The organism is Pseudomonas palmensis (assembly GCF_049942755.1).
Classification (GTDB): domain Bacteria; phylum Pseudomonadota; class Gammaproteobacteria; order Pseudomonadales; family Pseudomonadaceae; genus Aquipseudomonas; species Aquipseudomonas palmensis.
In genome coordinates, this window is sequence record NZ_CP187958.1 from 3,323,560 (window position 1) to 3,339,531 (window position 15,972).

Here is a 15,972-nt window from a genome sequence, read left to right on the forward strand (position 1 = left end):
AGTAACCCTGTGGGAGCGGGCTTGACCCGCGATAGGCCCCCGCACATCCCGATGGAGCCCACCCATGAGCTACCAACTGATCATCGGCGACAAGCTGTATTCCTCCTGGTCGCTGCGCGCCGCCCTGGCCCTCGAACTGGCCAGGGTGCCCTACACCGAACTGCTGATCACCCTCAACCAGCCCGATACCCGCCAGCGCATCCTTGCGCACTCCGCCACCGGCAAGGTGCCCCTGCTCAAGTCCGAACACGGCACCATCGCCGATTCTCTGGCAATCGCCGAATACCTGGCCGAGCGCCACCCTGAAGCCAACCTGTGGCCCAGCGACATCGCTGCCCGGGCCCAGGCGCGTTCGGCCTGCGCGCAGATGCACAGTGGCTTCTTCGCCCTGCGCAGCACCATGCCGATGAACCTGGACCACGATCAGGCCCTTGAGAGCATTCCACTCGAGGTGCAGATCGACATCGATCGCATCGTCGCGCTGTGGTCCGAGTGCCGCCTGGTGGCCAAGACCCCGGGCCCGTACCTGTTCGGCGAACTGAGCCTGGCCGACGCCTTCTTCGCCCCGGTGGCGGTGCGCCTGCGCAGCTACCGTGTCGAACTGCCAGCGGCAGCCGCCGCCTACGTCGAGGCCATCTACCAGTGGCCGGCCTTCCAGGCCTGGCAGCAGGCTGCGCTGGCGGAGCGTGCGTCGTGAAGCGGGTGCATGTTGCCGCTGCGGTGATCCGTGGCACCGATGGGCGCATCCTGATTGCGCGCCGTGCCGACAGCCAGCATCAGGGCGGCCTGTGGGAGTTTCCCGGCGGCAAGGTGGAGGCGGGGGAGGCGGTCGAGATCGCCCTGGCCCGCGAGCTGCACGAGGAACTGGGCATCGTCGTGACCCGTGCACGGCCCTTGATCAAGGTGCGTCACGACTACCCCGACAAGCAGGTGCTGCTGGACGTGTGGGAGGTCGACGGCTTTACCGGCGAGCCCCATGGCGCCGAAGGCCAGCCACTGGCCTGGGTGTCGCCACGCGAACTGCCGCAATACGACTTCCCTGAAGCCAACCAGCCCATCGTGGCGGCCGCGCGGTTGCCTGGCCACTACCTGATCACCCCGGGCGAACTGGAAGCCCCGCAGTTGCTGCGCGGCATCCAGAAGGCGATTGCCGGCGGGATCAAGCTGGTGCAGTTGCGTGCGCCCAACGGCTACGACCCCAAGTACCGCGATGTGGCGGTGGATGCGGTGGGGCTGTGTGCCGGCAAGGCGCAGTTGATGCTCAAGGGGCCGCTGGAGTGGCTGGGCGATTTCCCGGCGGCAGGGTGGCACCTTACGGCCGAGCAGTTGCGCAAATATGCGCCCAAGGGCCGACCGTTCCCCAGGGAGCGCTGGCTGGCCGCGTCGTGTCACAACGCCGAAGAACTGGCGCTGGCCGAGCAGATGGGGGTGGATTTCGTCACCCTGTCGCCGGTGCAGGCGACCCAGACGCATCCCGAGGCGGTACCGTTGGGCTGGGAGCAGGCCAGCGAGCTGATCGAAGGCTTCAACCGGCCGGTGTATGTGCTGGGTGGCGTGGGGCCGGCTGATTGCGAGCGGGCCTGGCAGTTCGGCGCCCAAGGCGTGGCCGGAATTCGGGCGTTCTGGCCTGAGGCCTGAGTGAAGCCTCGCCGGCAAGGCCGGCTCCTACAGACGGCGCTGACCTTTGTAGGAGCCGGCCTTGCCGGCGAAGCGGCGTCATGGCCTGGCCGCAGCCTGCCACAACACCTCCGCCACCCCCTGGCGCCGCGCAATCACCCGCGCCGACACGAACAGCAAGTCCGACAGCCGATTGATGTACGCCAGCCCCACCCCAGCCAGCGGCTCTGCCGCATTCAACTGCTGACACCGCCGCTCCGCACTGCGGGCCAGGCTGCGGCATACATGCGCCTGGGCAATCAGCGCCGAACCGCCCGGCAGAATGAAGTTCTCCAGAGGCCCCAGCTCTTCGTTCCAGTGGTCGATCGCCGCTTCCAGGCGCTGTACCTCGGCCTCGTTCAAGGCCTGGTAACTGGGCATCGCCAGCTCACCACCCAGGTCGAACAGCCGATGCTGACACGGCGCCAGCACTTCGACCACCTCGTCCAGGTGTTGCTCGGCCAGGCCTGCCAGCAACACGCCCAGCTGGCTGTTGAGCGTGTCCACCTCGCCGATGGCCTCGATGCGCGGATGGTCCTTGGCGACGCGACGGCCGTCGCCCAGGCCGGTTTCGCCCTTGTCGCCGGTGCGGGTGTAAATCTTCGACAAGCGAAAACCCATGCTCATGACTCCATCGTTGGCGGGCTGGGGGGTGGCATCGGCAGGTTGCTCAGCGGCAGGCGCAAGGTGAAGCACGTGCCCTGACCTGGCGCCGACTGCACCTCCATCTGGCCCTTGTGGTTGTTGGTGATGATGAAATACGACACCGACAGGCCCAGGCCAGTGCCCTGGCCGATTTCCTTGGTGGTGAAGAACGGCTCGAAGGTGCGCTTGCGCACCGCCTCGGGCATGCCCACGCCGTTGTCTTCGACCTGGATCTCGGCCCACGGCGGGTTGAGCCGGGTACGCAGGATGATACGCCCCGGTTCGCTGTCGTCTTCGCGCTGGTGAATCGCCTGGGCGGCGTTCTTGAGCAGGTTGAGCAGCACCTGTTCCAGCTCGTTGGCGGTGCCGGGCACCGGGCCCAGGGCCGGGTCGAACTGGCGCACGATGGCCTGGCCCTTGAAGTCGAAGCCTTCGGTCAGGTCGAAGTCGTTGCCGGCGATCTCCACCGCCTGGTCGATCAATGCCGGCAGGTCGCACGGTGCCATCTGGCGGTTGCTGCGGCGGCTGAAGCTGAGCATGTGGGTGACGATCTTGGCCGCCCGTGCGCCGGCCTGCTGGATGCCATCGAGCAACTGGGGTACCTGGCGGTTTTCCAGGTACTGGTTGACCGTACCCAGGTCGATGCCGGTTTCGCTGGCCTGCTCCAGGTTCTTCGGCAGGTCGGGGGACAGGCGTCGACGGATGTTCTGCACGTTGTGCAGGATCGCCCCCAGCGGGTTGTTGATCTCGTGGGCCATGCCAGCTGCCAGGCCACCGACCGAGAGCATCTTCTCCGACTGCACCATCATCTCTTCGAGCGACAGGCGCTGGGTGATGTCGTCGATGCGAATCACCACGCCGCGCCCGCCACCGCCCATCAGCGGGTAGAAGGTCAGGGCGTAGTGGCGCGCATCGTCGCCCCTGGTCCAGGTGACCCGCTCGATCTTGGCCACGCGGTGCTTCTCGACGCTTTCCTTGAGCTGCGGCAGGAACGGCTTGAGCGGCTCGAACGCGAGGAAGATCGGCTGGTTCAGCGCCTCGTCCAGCGGCGTGCCGGAAAGCGCGCTGGCCTCCTGGTTCCACTGGGTCACGTAGAGCTGTTCGTCCAGGGCGATCAGTGCCGAGGGCATGGAGTCGATGATGCTGTTGAGGTAGTTCTGAAAGCCGGTGAGCTTGCGCTCGATCTTGCTGCGCACCTGTACTTCGAGTTCCAGCTTGCGGTTGGTGTGACGGGTTTCCTCGGCCAGGCCCTGGGCCTGGTCATAGGCGGTCTGGAATTCATCGCGGGCGCGCTTGAGTTGCTGTTCGCGGGCTTCGATGCGCGACAGCATGGTGTTGAACGCCTCGGCCAGGCTGCCGATTTCGTCGCGGTTGCCGGGGCGCGCGCGCAGGGCATAGTTCTCTTCGCGGGTTACCTGGCGCGAGAGCTGTTCGAGCTGGTAGATCGGCTGGGTGATCAGGCGCTTGATCTGCCGCGCAATCAGCATCCATAGCAGGATGCTGAACACCAGGATGCCCAGGCTGGCGGTCAGTGTGCCGGTATAGAAGGCCATCGGCAGCTCGCTGCTGGCCACCAGCAGCAGATGCCCGGGCGGGCTGCCGGGGCGCGGCAGGGTTACCAGCTGGGTGCTGCGAAACTCGGTCAGGCGCCAGCTTTCGATGTTGCGGTAGCGCTTGGGCACTGCCAGGGGTTCGCCGTGCTGCAACTGCGCCAGCAGCTTGCCGTCGCTGCCATACAGCGCGGCGGCGCGCAGCGGGGTGTAGCTGTCCAGTTCCTTGAGCAGGTCGTTGGCCGCCTCTGGCGAGTCGGCGGCGCGCTGTGCCAGCTCCGGGTGCGATACCAGGCGGCCGATGGTCTGCAGGGCCTGGGGCGCCATGGCCTCCTGGGAGATCCAGTAGGCGGCGCTGATGAAGGTCAGGTTGGCCACCAGCAGAATGGTGATCAGCAGCACCAGCAGGGCGGCCAGCAGCTTCTGGCCGACCGGCAGGTTTTCCAGGCGTTCGCGCAAGGGCATGGTGACGGCGTGATCCTGTGGGTGGAGAGGCAGGGTAGCGTTGCCCTCAGTCGCTGGGCAACCCGCGTGCGTTCAGGTGTTCGACCAGGCGCCGGTGCAGCCGTTCAAGGTGCGCCAGATGGCGGCCGTGGCGGGCGGCAACGCGGCAGGCGTGGCCGAGCAGGTAGTGGATCTCGGTGCGTCGGCCCTGGCGCACGTCCTGGTACATGGAAGAGTAGTTCGCCGCCGTGGCCTGGATGACCCGTTCGACCTCGACCTGCAGATCGGTGGCGGCTTCGGGCTGGCCGCAGTGCTGCAGCAGCTCGGCCAGCTCCGCGCACAGCGTGGCCACCTCGCAGTGATGCTCGGCCAGGCCGCCGTTGCGGCACGCATGCAGCACGGTCAGTGGGTTGATGGCGCAGTTGAGCGCCAGCTTGCGCCATAGCCGGGTGAGGATGTCCGGGGTCCACTGGTGCGGGATGCCGGCGTCGGTCAGGTCGTCGAGCCAATCGGGCGGCAGCGGGTTGGCCGGGTCGCCCAGCCAGTTGAAGCCATGCCCGGCAAAGTTCACCTGCCAGTCGGCTTCGCGAAACGCGCCCTCGGTGCTGGAGGCGAAGATGCAGCGTGCGTGGGGGACCTGGCTGGCGACTTCGTCCTGGCTGCCCAGGCCGTTCTGCAGCAGCACCAGCTCGGCATTGCGCGCCAGTCGCGGCGCCAGCTGCGCCACTGCCGCGGGCGCGTCGTAGGCCTTGCAGGCCACCAGCAGCCGGTGGATAGGCGTGCCTGCATCGGCGGTTTCGGCGGGGATCGCGTGGCGCTGCGCCTGGCCGTTGTGTAGCAGGCTCAGTCCGCCCGCCGCCTCGTAGGCGTGCAGGCGTGCAGGGTCGCGCAGGATCAGGCGGACCGCCTTGCCGGCCTGTGCCAGGCGGCAGGCCCAGAGGCTGCCCAGGCTGCCGGCGCCGAGAATATGCCAGGTGCTGCTCATCTGCGTTTCGCAACCGTTATAATGAACCCGCATTTTAACCGTCAAACCCGGCACGCTCCATCATGCTCTGCGACCAGGGGCCCATGAGCGTGCGTTTATTTTTTTGGAGAATGGATATGCCGTCGTTCGACGTGGTATCGGAACTGGACAAGCACGAAGTCACCAACGCCGTGGAAAACGCGGTCAAGGAGCTCGACCGCCGCTACGACCTCAAGGGCAAGGGCAGCTTCGAGTTCAAGGAAAAGGAACTGACCGTCAACCTCACCGCCGAGGCCGAGTTCCAGCTCGAGGCGATGATCGACATCCTCAAGCTGGCGCTGGTCAAGCGCAAGATCGACGTGCAGTGCCTGGAGGTCAAGGATGCCTTCGCATCGGGCAAGGTGATGAAGCAGGAAGCGACGCTGAAGGAAGGCATCGACAAGGAACTGGCCAAGAAGATCGTCGCCCACATCAAGGACGCCAAGCTCAAGGTCCAGGCCGCCATCCAGGGCGAGCAGGTACGTGTCACCGGCAAGAAACGCGACGACCTGCAGGAAGCCATCGCGGCCCTGCGTGCCAAGGAGTTCGGCATGCCGCTGCAGTTCAACAACTTCCGCGACTGATCCCCGTGTACCCGGAACCTTGGCGCCGTTTCGGCGTCCGAGGTTTCTGCGGCCGCTGAAACGATTGCGGCGCCACGCTTTCCCCGTTTTTTGCCGCCCGGCATCAGGAGACAACCTATGGATTTGAACGCTGAAGTGGATCAGCTGGTCAGGACTTCGCAGACCTGGATCCCGATGATCATGGAATATGGCAGTCGCCTGTTGCTGGCGCTGCTGACCCTGGCCATCGGCTGGTGGGTGATCAACAAGGTCACCTACCGCCTGGGCAAGCTGCTGGCCCTGCGCAACGCCGACCTGGCGCTGCAAGGCTTCATCAGCAGCCTGGCGAACATCATTCTGAAGATCCTGCTGGTGGTCAGCGTGGCCTCGATGATCGGCATCGAGACCACCTCGTTCGTGGCCGCCATCGGTGCCGCCGGCCTGGCCATCGGCCTGGCCTTGCAGGGCAGCCTGGCGAACTTCGCCGGCGGGGTGCTGATCCTGCTGTTCCGTCCGTTCCGCCTGGGCGACTGGATCGAGGCCCAGGGGGTCAGCGGTACCGTGGACAGCATCCAGATCTTCCACACGGTGCTGCGTACCGGTGACAACAAGACGGTGATCCTGCCCAACGGCAGCCTGTCCAACGGCATCATCACCAACACCAACCGCCAGCCGACCCGCAAGGTGGTGTTCGATGTGGGCGTGGACTACGAGGCCGACCTGCAGGTAGCGCGCAAGGTGCTGCTGGACCTGGCCAATGACCCGCGGGTGCTGCAGGAACCGGGCGCGCCCCAGGCGGTGATTTCGGCACTGGGCGACAGCTCGATCACCGTGTCGCTGCGAGCCTGGGTGAAGACGGCTGACTACTGGGACGTGATGTTCATGCTCAACGAGCATGCGCGCGACCGGTTGAAGGCCGAGGGCATCGACATCCCGTTTCCGCAGCGGGTAATCCGTGTGGTGCAGGAAGCGGCCGTGCAGTAACACGCCTCGAGCTCATCGCGGGTCAAGCCCGATCCCACAGGTACATCATGTGTCTGGAGACAGTGATGACCGCGTGGGAGCGCGGCTTGCCCCGCGATTCGGGTGCACCGATTACACTTGTTCACTTCTTGTTACTGTCCGACCTTTGCCTTTTCTGGCATACAGGCTGGCTGATTTTCCCTGCCAGGCCTTGCCATGCTTACCCCGCTGATAAACATCACCCCGTTCCGGGCATTCTGTTTCGCCATGACCCTGGCGTTGTTCGAATTGCTGACCTACCTGGCCAGCGACGTGGTGATGCCTGCCATGCCCACGGTGGTGGGCGACCTGAATGCCAGCCCCGAATTCATCCCCCATGCGCTGAACCTCTACCTGCTTGGCGGTGTGCTGCTGCAGTGGCTGATCGGCCCGCTGGCCGACCGCTACGGGCGGCGTCCGCTGCTGCTGTGGGGGTGCGCCATCTTCTGCCTGGCCTGCCTGGCCACCTACTGGGTCGAGGGCATCGAGCTGTTCAACCTGCTGCGCCTGTTGCAGGGCATTGGCCTGGGCTTTGTGGTCACGGTCAGCTACCCGGCCCTGAACGAAGCCTTCAGCGAGGCGGATGCGGTGCGCATGATGGCCCTGCTGGCCAACATCGCGCTGCTTTCGCCGCTGCTCGGCCCACTGGTAGGCACCGTGCTGCTGGAATGGGTGTCGTGGCGCTGGCTGTTCGTACTGTTCGCAGGGTTCGCCGTGCTGACCTGGTGCGCGCTGTACCGCTTCATGCCTGAAACCCTGGGGGTGGAGCGACGCGACGGTACGCGCCTGGCCTTCCAGCCCATCCACCTGCTGCCCTTGCTGGCCGGTTACGGGCAACTGCTGGGCAACCGCCGCTTCGTTGCCGGCAGCGCTGCCCTGGGCCTGGTGGGCCTGCCGCTGATCGGCTGGATCGGTCTGTCGCCGGTGCTGCTGATTCATGACGAGGGCTTGAGCACCCTGGACTATGCACTGTGGCAATTGCCGGTGTTCGGCGGCCTGATTGCGGGCAACCTGATCATCAACCGCATTGCCGAGCGCTACAGCCTGCGCGTGCTGATCCGCAAGGCCCTGTGGCCGTATCTGATCGGCCTGGGCGCGGCCATGCTGGGCACCTGGCTGTACCCCTCGGTGTTCAGCCTGGTGGCGGGCATGTCGCTGTACGCACTGGGCCTGGGCATCGCCAACGCGGTGCTGTACCGCATGACGCTGTTCTCCAGCGAGCAGAGCAAGGGCCTGGTGTCGGCGATGCTGGGCATGATCACCATCGCCTTGCTGGGCCTGGGCGGCGCCTTGCTGGCGATGCTGGGGGCAGGGGCGAGCCTGTTGAGCTTCGCCCTGGCGGCAGGTTGCGCCGGGTTGCTGGCGCTGTGGCCGTTGCGCACGGTGCTGCAGGACGACGCCGAACTGGCGTCGCTGGTCTAGGCTCCGGGGCGCTCGGTGGTCTCGGGCTCCACGGGGGCCAGCTTGCCGCGCCGCAGTTCCTGGTGCCAGTGCAAGGCGATCAGGATCAGCGTTGGCACCCCGAGCATCGCGGTGATCAGGAAGAAGTCGTGATAGCCGTACTTCTCGACCATCACGCCTGAGTAGCCACCGATCAGGCGCGGCAACAGCAGCATGATCGAGCTGAGCAGGGCGTACTGGGTGGCCGAGAACTTCAGGTTGGTCAGGCTCGACAGGTAGGCCACGAAGGCCGAGGTCGCCAGACCCGAGCTGAAGTTGTCGAGCGAGATGGTCACCACCAGCATCTGCAGGTTCGGCCCCATGTCGGCGAGCATCAGGAACAGCAGGTTGGTCGCCGCCGAGGTCACACCGCCGATGAACAGGATCGGCAGGATGCCGAAGCGCACGATCAGCAGGCCGCCCATGCCGGCCCCGAACAGGGTCATGAACAGGCCGAAGATCTTGCTGACGCTGGCGATCTGGTCCTTGGTGAAGCCCTGGTCGATATAGAACACGTTGGCCATCACGCCCATCACCGTGTCCGACATGCGGTAGGTGGCGATCAGCCCCAGCAGCAGCAACGCCTGCCAGCGGTAGCGCACGATGAAGTCGTTGACCGGGGTCAGCACCGGGGCCAGCCCGCGTCGCCCCATGGACGACAGGCACAGCGTGGTGAGGGTGATGTAGAGGATCGCGCGCAGGAAGGCGCGGTCTTCAAGCAGCAGGTCGAGCAGGCTGGCGCCTTCGAACAGCACGCTGGCGAAATCGGTGTTGTACAGCTGGGTGAACATCGCAGGTACCGACACCAGCAGAATGATCAGCACGAAGACCGAGGCCAGCTGGTGGCCGAAGCCGTAGCGCGCCGCCGACAGCTGGGTACGCAGTGGTACGGGCGGCTCGCGCATCAGCAGGCTGGTGATCAGGGCGGGCACCATCAGCACGCCGAACAGCACATAGGTGCCGGTCCAGGCGCTGTGCTTGTAGCTGAAGCCGGTGGAGCCGAACCCTTCGGCAAAGAACAGCGCGCCCGCAGTGGCCAGCAGGGCGGCGACCCGGTAGCCGGCCATGTAGCTGGCGGCCAGGGCGGCCTGGCGCTGGTCGCCGGCGATCTCGAGGCGGTAGGCATCCACGGCGATGTCCTGGGTGGCCGAGGCGAAGGCCACCAGCACCGCCAGCGCGATCAGCCACGACAGGTGCTTCTGCGGGTCGCAAAAGCCCATGCCGACCAGGCCGATGACCACCAGGATCTGTGACAGCACCAGCCAGGAACGGCGTCGGCCAAGCTTGCCCAGCAATGGCAGGCGCCATTGGTCCAGCAGTGGCGACCATACCCACTTGAAGGCGTAGGCCAGGCCGATCAGGCTGGCATAACCGATGGTTTCACGGGCAACCCCGGCTTCGCGCAGCCATACCGACAGGGTCGAGAACACCAACATATAGGGCAGGCCGGCGGCAAAGCCGAGCAGCAACAGCACCAGGGTCGACGGGCTGGCATAGGCAGCGAGCGCAGCGCGCCAGGTTTTACGGGGCATGGGCCAACATCTGCCTCAAGTTTGCGAAAACAAAGCGCGCACTCTAACCGCTGTGCTCCATCGGGCGCCAGCCATGGCGCAACATATCCACACGATTGTTCCGGACGGTCACCCCTTCGGCCCGCAGGCGGGCCCGCTGCTCATCCCCGGAGGGCGTGCCAAGGGCCAGGCTCAGGCGTCCGCCGGCGCCCAGCACGCGGTGCCAGGGCAGGCGAGTGTCGCTCGGCAACTGGCTGAGGGTGCGCCCCACCCAGCGCGCCGCGCGGCCCAGGCCGGCGATGGCCGCCAGTTCACCATAGCTGACCACCTTGCCTGGCGGCAGTTGGCCCAGCACCAGGTAGAGCGCCGTCCGTCGGTCTTCTGCGCGCTGCTGCGCGTCGGTCAAGGCCGCGCTCATCGGGGCGTTGCGGGGCAGTGAAGGGGGCAGGGCGCACAAATACGAATTGAACTCATCGGCATTGGCAGGGTCAGTCCTTGTTCTGCTGGCGGGTATCTGGATAATGCCCGATTTTTCTGCGAACCCGAGTTTCTGTACTGCCTATGTATTCTAGAGCCTTGTTGTGCCTTGTGATGACCGGTGTCTGCGCCCCTGCGGTGGCCGATACCGTATGGATGAAGAACGGCGACCGGCTCAGCGGCAAGATCAAGGTCTTCGACGGTGGCAAGCTGGTGCTGCAGACCGAGTACGGTGGCTCCATCGCGCTGGACTGGAAGAAGGTCAAGACCCTGGAGAGCGACCAGGAACTGCTGGTCAAGCAGGACGCCTACACCGGCGAGAAGGCCAAGTCGCTGCAGGCCGGTGAAGACGGCCAGGTGATCCTGGCCAATGGCGAGGCGCCCAAGGCGGTTGAACTGGCCAGCATCCAGCAGATCATGAAGCCCAAGCCGCTGGTCGAAGACATGCTGTGGAAGGGCAACATCGACCTGGCACTGGACTACAAGCGCGCCGAAACCGACAGTGACGACTACGACGTCGACTTCAAGACCACTGCCCGTCACGGTCGCTGGCGGCATAACGCCGAGGGCGAGTACAACCGCGAGACCAAGAACGACACGACCACCACCAACAACTGGAGCGCCGAATACGCGCTGGACCGCTTCATTACCGAGCAGTGGTTCTGGCAGGGGCGTCTGAACTACAAGCGCGATCACATCGAAGACCTGACCCGCCAGCGCACGGTCGGTACCGGCCCGGGCTACCAGTTCTGGGACGACGAGCTGGGCGCGTTCTCGCTTGGTTCGCTGCTCAACCGCACCGACTACGAGTACAGCGACGGCGGCAAGGACAACTTCTATTCGCTGGGCGTGAAGTGGGACTACAACCGCTACCTGATCGGCAAGTCGGTCGAGCTGTTCACCAACGGCGAGGTTGGCAAGCCGCTGGGCGGCGTGGCGGACTACAGCCTGGATGCCGAGGTAGGCCTGCGCTACAAGGTCACCGAATGGGCATCGCTGAACCTGAAGGCCGAGAAGGACATCATCAGCGGCACCAGCGACAGCGACCTGGACAAGACGCGCTACACCGTCGGCTTCGGCGTGGCCTGGTAAACCGCTTTCGCATTCAGGGGCCGGCGCCTGCAGGCCCCTTGGCAATCGCCACTGATAATGATTAGCTTGTCGCGATCACACCTTTCCCAGGAGCACCCCCGTGAGCGCGAAGGCTGCAAGGCAGGCAAGAGAGCTGCTGCTCAAGGAGTACCGTGGCGTACTCTCGACCCATTCCAAATCGATGCCCGGCTTCCCCTTCGGTTCCGTGGTGCCGTATTGCCTGGACGCCGACGGTAACCCGCTGATCCTGATCAGTCGCATTGCCCAGCACACCCACAACCTGCAAAAAGACCCCAAGTGTTCGCTGCTGGTAGGCGAGCGCGATGCCGAGGACGTGCAGGCGGTGGGTCGTCTTACCGTGATGGCCGAGGCCCACAAGCTGGCCGACCCCGAGGCCATCGAGGCCGCCGCCGGGCGCTATTACCGCTACTTCCCCGAATCGAGCCAGTACCACAGTGCCCACGACTTCGACTTCTGGGTGCTCAGCCCGGTGCGCCATCGCTACATCGGCGGCTTCGGCGCGATTCACTGGCTGGACGACGTGACCCTGGCCAACCCGTTCGCCGGCAAGGCCGAGGTGAGCATGGTCGAGCACATGAACGACGACCATGCCAACGCCATCGTGCACTACGTCGAGCTCAGCGGCCTGCCTGCCAGCGCACCGGCCTCGCTGGTAGGGATCGATACCGAGGGCATGCACCTGCGCATCGGCCAGGGCCTGCACTGGCTGGCGTTTCCAAGGTCTTGCAATACACCGATACAAGTACGCGAAGCCCTGGTTTTGCTGGCCCGCGCCGAACAGTGGCCTGATCGCGAGGCGGTCGAGGGTTGAAATTGCAACGGCCAGCAACCATTTAAGGTCGTACCTGCAAGGACATCTTGCGTAGAGGAACCCTTGATGCGTGCTTTTCTACTGCTGTTTCTGCTTTTCCCGGTGCTCGAGCTGTATGTGTTTTTCAAGGTCAGCACCGCGATCGGATTTTTCCCGGCGCTGCTGCTGATCATCGCGGGCTCGGCCCTCGGTGTGCTGGTGGTGCGGGTCGCGGGCCTTGCCACCGCGCTGCGTGCGCGGGCGAGCCTGCAGCGCGGCGAATTGCCGGCCGAAGACATGTTCCACGGCCTGATGCTGGCCCTGGGTGGCGGTCTGCTGTTGCTCCCCGGCTTCATCAGCGACGTGATCGGCCTGATCGTGCTGTTGCCGTTCAGCCGCCGGTTGCTGGCCAACAAGCTGCGCCAGCGCGCCGAAGCCCAGGCCATGCGTCAGCGCGCCTTCGGCGACGACCCGTTCAATGCGCCGCCCGGCGCACCGCGTCAGCCCAATGTGATCGAAGGCGAATACGAAAAGCGTGACCCGTGACGCGAGCGCTCGCCCGCGTAGCATGAAACGGCCCTTCGGGGCCGTTTTTCATTTGGCGCGCCGGCCTGCAAAAATTTTCATCGGCAAGCCTTGTAATCGCCTTGGCCGACCTCATGTATGGGTCACCGCAAGGTTTCTGGGCATTTGCCCCAGACAATACATGCGTGGCCCGCCCCGCGGTCCACGATCGGCTACGCCGAAAGCATCAACACGCCGGTAACGATACCGGCCGATGAAAACCACTATCAGGAGAGATCGACAATGAAGCTTCGTCCTCTGCATGACCGCGTCGTCATCCGTCGCAGCGAAGAAGAATCGAAAACCGCTGGCGGTATCGTTCTGCCAGGCTCGGCCGCTGAAAAACCCAACCGTGGCGAAATCGTCGCCGTGGGTACCGGCCGCATCCTGGACAACGGCGAAGTGCGCGCGCTGGCCGTGAAAGTGGGTGACAAGGTGGTTTTCGGCCCGTACTCGGGCAGCAACACTGTGAAAGTTGACGGCGAAGACCTGCTGGTAATGGCTGAGAACGAGATTCTCGCCGTTATCGAAGGCTGATCCGCTGGTTTCCCGTTACTCCAAAGTATTCAAGGATTAAACGATCATGGCTGCTAAAGACGTAAAATTCGGCGATTCCGCCCGTAAGAAAATGCTGGTTGGCGTCAACGTTCTGGCTGACGCGGTAAAAGCGACCCTGGGCCCGAAAGGCCGCAACGTGGTTCTGGCCAAGAGCTTCGGCGCGCCAACCATCACCAAAGACGGTGTTTCGGTTGCCAAGGAAATCGAACTCAAGGACGCCTTCGAGAACATGGGCGCCCAACTGCTGAAAGACGTGGCCTCCAAGGCTAACGACGAAGCAGGCGACGGCACCACCACCGCTACCGTTCTGGCACAGGCCATCGTCAGCGAAGGCCTCAAGGCCGTTGCTGCCGGCATGAACCCGATGGACCTCAAGCGCGGTATCGACAAGGCCACCATCGCCATCGTCAAAGAGCTGAAGAACCTGTCCAAGCCATGCGCCGATTCCAAGGCCATCGCTCAGGTCGGTACCATCTCGGCCAACTCCGACACCTCCATCGGTGAAATCATTGCCGAAGCCATGGAAAAAGTCGGTAAAGAAGGCGTGATCACCGTCGAAGAAGGCTCGGGCCTGGAAAACGAACTGTCGGTTGTAGAAGGCATGCAGTTCGACCGTGGCTACCTGTCCCCTTACTTCGTCAACAAGCCGGACACCATGGTTGCCGAGCTCGACGGCCCGCTGCTGCTGCTGGTCGACAAGAAGATCTCCAACATCCGCGAACTGCTGCCAGTACTGGAAGCCGTTGCCAAGGCCGGTCGTCCGCTGCTGATCGTGGCTGAAGACGTCGAAGGCGAAGCGCTGGCTACCCTGGTGGTCAACAACATGCGCGGCATCGTGAAAGTGGCTGCGGTCAAGGCACCTGGCTTCGGCGACCGCCGCAAGGCCATGCTGCAGGACATCGCCGTCCTGACCGGCGGTACCGTGATCTCCGAAGAAATCGGCCTGAGCCTGGAGTCGACCACCCTGGAGCACCTGGGCAACGCCAAGCGCGTGACCTTGTCCAAGGAAAACACCACCATCATCGACGGTGCTGGCGTTGAAGCCGACATCGAAGCACGCGTCAAGCAGATCCGTGCCCAGATCGAAGAGACTTCCTCGGACTACGACCGTGAAAAACTGCAAGAGCGTCTGGCCAAGCTGGCTGGCGGTGTTGCCGTGATCAAGGTCGGTGCCGGCACCGAAGTTGAAATGAAAGAGAAGAAAGCCCGCGTTGAAGACGCCCTGCACGCTACCCGCGCAGCCGTCGAAGAAGGCGTGGTACCTGGCGGTGGCGTGGCGCTGGTTCGCTCGCTGCAGGCCATTGCCGAGCTCAAGGGTGACAACGAAGACCAGAACGTGGGTATCCAGTTGCTGCGTCGCGCCGTCGAGTCCCCACTGCGCCAGATCGTTGCCAACGCCGGCGACGAGCCAAGCGTGGTAGTCGACAAGGTCAAGCAAGGTTCGGGCAACTTCGGTTACAACGCTGCTACCGGCGAGTACGGCGACATGATCGAAATGGGCATCCTGGACCCTGCCAAGGTGACCCGTTCGGCTCTGCAGGCCGCGGCCTCGATCGGTGGTCTGATGATCACTACCGAAGCCATGGTTGCCGATGCGCCTGAAGACAAGGCTGCCGGTGGCATGCCTGACATGGGCGGCATGGGTGGCATGGGCGGCATGGGCGGCATGATGTAAGCCAGCCTTACCCGCTTGAAGAAGAGCCCCGCCTTGTGCGGGGCTTTTTTATGTCTGGCAGAAACCCTTCGCCAGCAAAGCTGGCTCCTACAGACGTTCAGCGAATCCTGTAGGTGCCAGCCTGGCTGGCGAAGCGGCCAGTGACGGCTTGCGATACAACACCAGCCAGTAGCACCCCAACCCGATCAGCCAGCAGAACACTGCGGTCCACACATTGTGCGAAAAGAAGTGGGCGCCCTGCAGCATCCTGCCCACCGAAAACACCACCCCCAGGCCAAAGGCGAACACCAGCGCGGCCTTGGCCAGGCGTGGCTTGCGATCACGCAGGACAAAAAACAGCGCAAACAGGGTAAACCCCGTGGCCGCATGCCCGCCCGGCCAGCAGCGCCCTGGCTTGTCGGTGGCGGGGCGGGCCTCTAACAGCTTGCTGTAGGTTTCCTGGCCGCCGAATTCGCTCAGGCTCCAGGGGCACTGCACCGCCGTCGCGGCCTTGAGCGGCGTCACGAAGCCGGTCGACAGGCCCATCGCCAACACCAGGCAACCCAGTTCCCGGCGCCAGCTCTTGAGGCGCTGCAGCACAAAGCTGGCGGCAAAGCCGACGATGGCCAGTACCGCGAACAGGATGACCAGCTCCTTGGCGCGATCATGCAGGATGTCTTCGAGAAAATAGCTGTGACGACCGATGAACTGGCCCGCCTGCGGGTCGAACGCGAGGTTGGCCAGGGCCATGTCCAGGTCGGTCAGCTCCAGCAGGATCAGGCACACGGCGGTCAGCAGCGGAATGCCCAGGGCAATCCACAGGTTCAGCGGGCGGGACGCGGGCAAAGGGGGAGTGGCAGGCATGGCAGGGTCCAGGCAGGCAATGGAAACTGCCGATTGTGTGCCGCCGCGCCTACGCTATGTGTGAAGCTGGGGTGAAAAAAATGTCAGTTGCGATTAAATCCATGCGGCGCTGGCGGGGCCTGGACGATGGCCTTAAGC

16 protein-coding genes are annotated in these 15,972 nt (G+C 64.4%); 10 read left to right on the plus strand and 6 right to left on the minus strand.

The genetic code is table 11. The annotated features are described in order from the left end of the window. Nucleotides 1-64: 64 nt before the first annotated feature. Together ACPRTJ_RS15380 and ACPRTJ_RS15385 are read left to right on the plus strand one after the other, a co-directional pair. Complete coding sequence (locus tag ACPRTJ_RS15380; RefSeq protein WP_088515537.1) at nt 65-697, plus strand: glutathione S-transferase; 633 nt, start codon at nt 65-67, stop codon at nt 695-697. After that, nucleotides 694-1,638, plus strand: a complete 945-nt coding sequence (locus ACPRTJ_RS15385) for a Nudix family hydrolase (protein ID WP_043862078.1) — start codon at nt 694-696, stop codon at nt 1,636-1,638. Before ACPRTJ_RS15380 ends, ACPRTJ_RS15385 begins: the two co-directional genes overlap by 4 nt. Before the next feature lie 78 nt (nt 1,639-1,716). Here ACPRTJ_RS15385 and ACPRTJ_RS15390 read toward each other — a convergent pair whose 3' ends face one another. Genes ACPRTJ_RS15390 through ACPRTJ_RS15400 form a run of 3 tightly spaced genes read right to left on the minus strand, consistent with a single transcriptional unit; the run spans nt 1,717 to nt 5,280 of the window. Continuing rightward, a complete protein-coding gene (locus tag ACPRTJ_RS15390) occupies nt 1,717-2,277 on the minus strand; it encodes a cob(I)yrinic acid a,c-diamide adenosyltransferase (RefSeq protein ID WP_426427086.1) in 561 nt (186 codons plus the stop codon). A gap of 2 nt (nt 2,278-2,279) precedes the next feature. Continuing rightward, the gene (locus tag ACPRTJ_RS15395) at nt 2,280-4,316 is read right to left on the minus strand and encodes a sensor histidine kinase (protein ID WP_426427087.1); all 2,037 of its coding nucleotides are present in this window, start codon (nt 4,314-4,316) and stop codon (nt 2,280-2,282) included. A gap of 46 nt (nt 4,317-4,362) precedes the next feature. Next, nucleotides 4,363-5,280 carry a putative 2-dehydropantoate 2-reductase gene (locus ACPRTJ_RS15400; RefSeq protein WP_426427088.1) on the minus strand — a complete coding sequence of 306 codons (918 nt, stop codon included), beginning with the start codon at nt 5,278-5,280 and terminating at the stop codon, nt 4,363-4,365. A gap of 116 nt (nt 5,281-5,396) precedes the next feature. On the opposite strand from ACPRTJ_RS15400, the gene ACPRTJ_RS15405 reads away from it, so the two are divergent. The 3 genes from ACPRTJ_RS15405 to ACPRTJ_RS15415 all read left to right on the plus strand — a co-directional run bounded on the left by ACPRTJ_RS15405 (nt 5,397) and on the right by ACPRTJ_RS15415 (nt 8,285). Next, nucleotides 5,397-5,882 carry a YajQ family cyclic di-GMP-binding protein gene (locus tag ACPRTJ_RS15405; RefSeq protein WP_043862082.1) on the plus strand — a complete coding sequence of 162 codons (486 nt, stop codon included), beginning with the start codon at nt 5,397-5,399 and terminating at the stop codon, nt 5,880-5,882. A 117-nt stretch (nt 5,883-5,999) separates the two neighbouring features. Further along, nucleotides 6,000-6,845: a mechanosensitive ion channel family protein gene (locus ACPRTJ_RS15410; RefSeq protein WP_043862083.1), complete on the plus strand. Its 846-nt coding sequence runs from the start codon at nt 6,000-6,002 to the stop codon at nt 6,843-6,845. Nucleotides 6,846-7,040: 195 nt separating this feature from the next. After that, a complete protein-coding gene (locus tag ACPRTJ_RS15415) occupies nt 7,041-8,285 on the plus strand; it encodes an MFS transporter (RefSeq protein ID WP_426427089.1) in 1,245 nt (414 codons plus the stop codon). On the opposite strand, the gene ACPRTJ_RS15420 is transcribed toward ACPRTJ_RS15415, so the two are convergent. Together ACPRTJ_RS15420 and ACPRTJ_RS15425 are read right to left on the minus strand one after the other, a co-directional pair. Next, complete coding sequence (locus tag ACPRTJ_RS15420) at nt 8,282-9,835, minus strand: AmpG family muropeptide MFS transporter (RefSeq protein WP_043862085.1); 1,554 nt, start codon at nt 9,833-9,835, stop codon at nt 8,282-8,284. The two genes, ACPRTJ_RS15415 and ACPRTJ_RS15420, sit on opposite strands and share 4 nt — an antisense overlap. A 43-nt stretch (nt 9,836-9,878) precedes the next feature. After that, nucleotides 9,879-10,232 carry an MGMT family protein gene (locus ACPRTJ_RS15425; protein ID WP_043862086.1) on the minus strand — a complete coding sequence of 118 codons (354 nt, stop codon included), beginning with the start codon at nt 10,230-10,232 and terminating at the stop codon, nt 9,879-9,881. Nucleotides 10,233-10,375: 143 nt separating this feature from the next. On the opposite strand from ACPRTJ_RS15425, the gene ACPRTJ_RS15430 reads away from it, so the two are divergent. The 5 genes from ACPRTJ_RS15430 (at nt 10,376) to groL (ending at nt 14,991) form a co-directional block, all read left to right on the plus strand. Then, complete coding sequence (locus tag ACPRTJ_RS15430; protein WP_043862087.1) at nt 10,376-11,383, plus strand: DUF481 domain-containing protein; 1,008 nt, start codon at nt 10,376-10,378, stop codon at nt 11,381-11,383. Between the two features lie 100 nt (nt 11,384-11,483). Continuing rightward, nucleotides 11,484-12,215 (plus strand): HugZ family protein, encoded by a 732-nt coding sequence (locus ACPRTJ_RS15435; RefSeq protein ID WP_426427090.1) that lies wholly within the window; start codon nt 11,484-11,486, stop codon nt 12,213-12,215. A 66-nt stretch (nt 12,216-12,281) separates the two neighbouring features. Next, the gene (locus tag ACPRTJ_RS15440) at nt 12,282-12,740 is read left to right on the plus strand and encodes an FxsA family protein (protein ID WP_054914827.1); all 459 of its coding nucleotides are present in this window, start codon (nt 12,282-12,284) and stop codon (nt 12,738-12,740) included. Nucleotides 12,741-13,001: 261 nt separating this feature from the next. After that, the gene (locus ACPRTJ_RS15445) at nt 13,002-13,295 is read left to right on the plus strand and encodes a co-chaperone GroES (RefSeq protein ID WP_009050540.1); all 294 of its coding nucleotides are present in this window, start codon (nt 13,002-13,004) and stop codon (nt 13,293-13,295) included. A gap of 46 nt (nt 13,296-13,341) precedes the next feature. Beyond that, nucleotides 13,342-14,991, plus strand: a complete 1,650-nt coding sequence (gene groL / locus ACPRTJ_RS15450; RefSeq protein WP_043862090.1) for a chaperonin GroEL — start codon at nt 13,342-13,344, stop codon at nt 14,989-14,991. Nucleotides 14,992-15,078: 87 nt separating this feature from the next. On the opposite strand, the gene ACPRTJ_RS15455 is transcribed toward groL, so the two are convergent. Beyond that, nucleotides 15,079-15,834, minus strand: a complete 756-nt coding sequence (locus tag ACPRTJ_RS15455; RefSeq protein WP_054914826.1) for a phosphatase PAP2 family protein — start codon at nt 15,832-15,834, stop codon at nt 15,079-15,081. Nucleotides 15,835-15,972 lie beyond the last annotated feature (138 nt).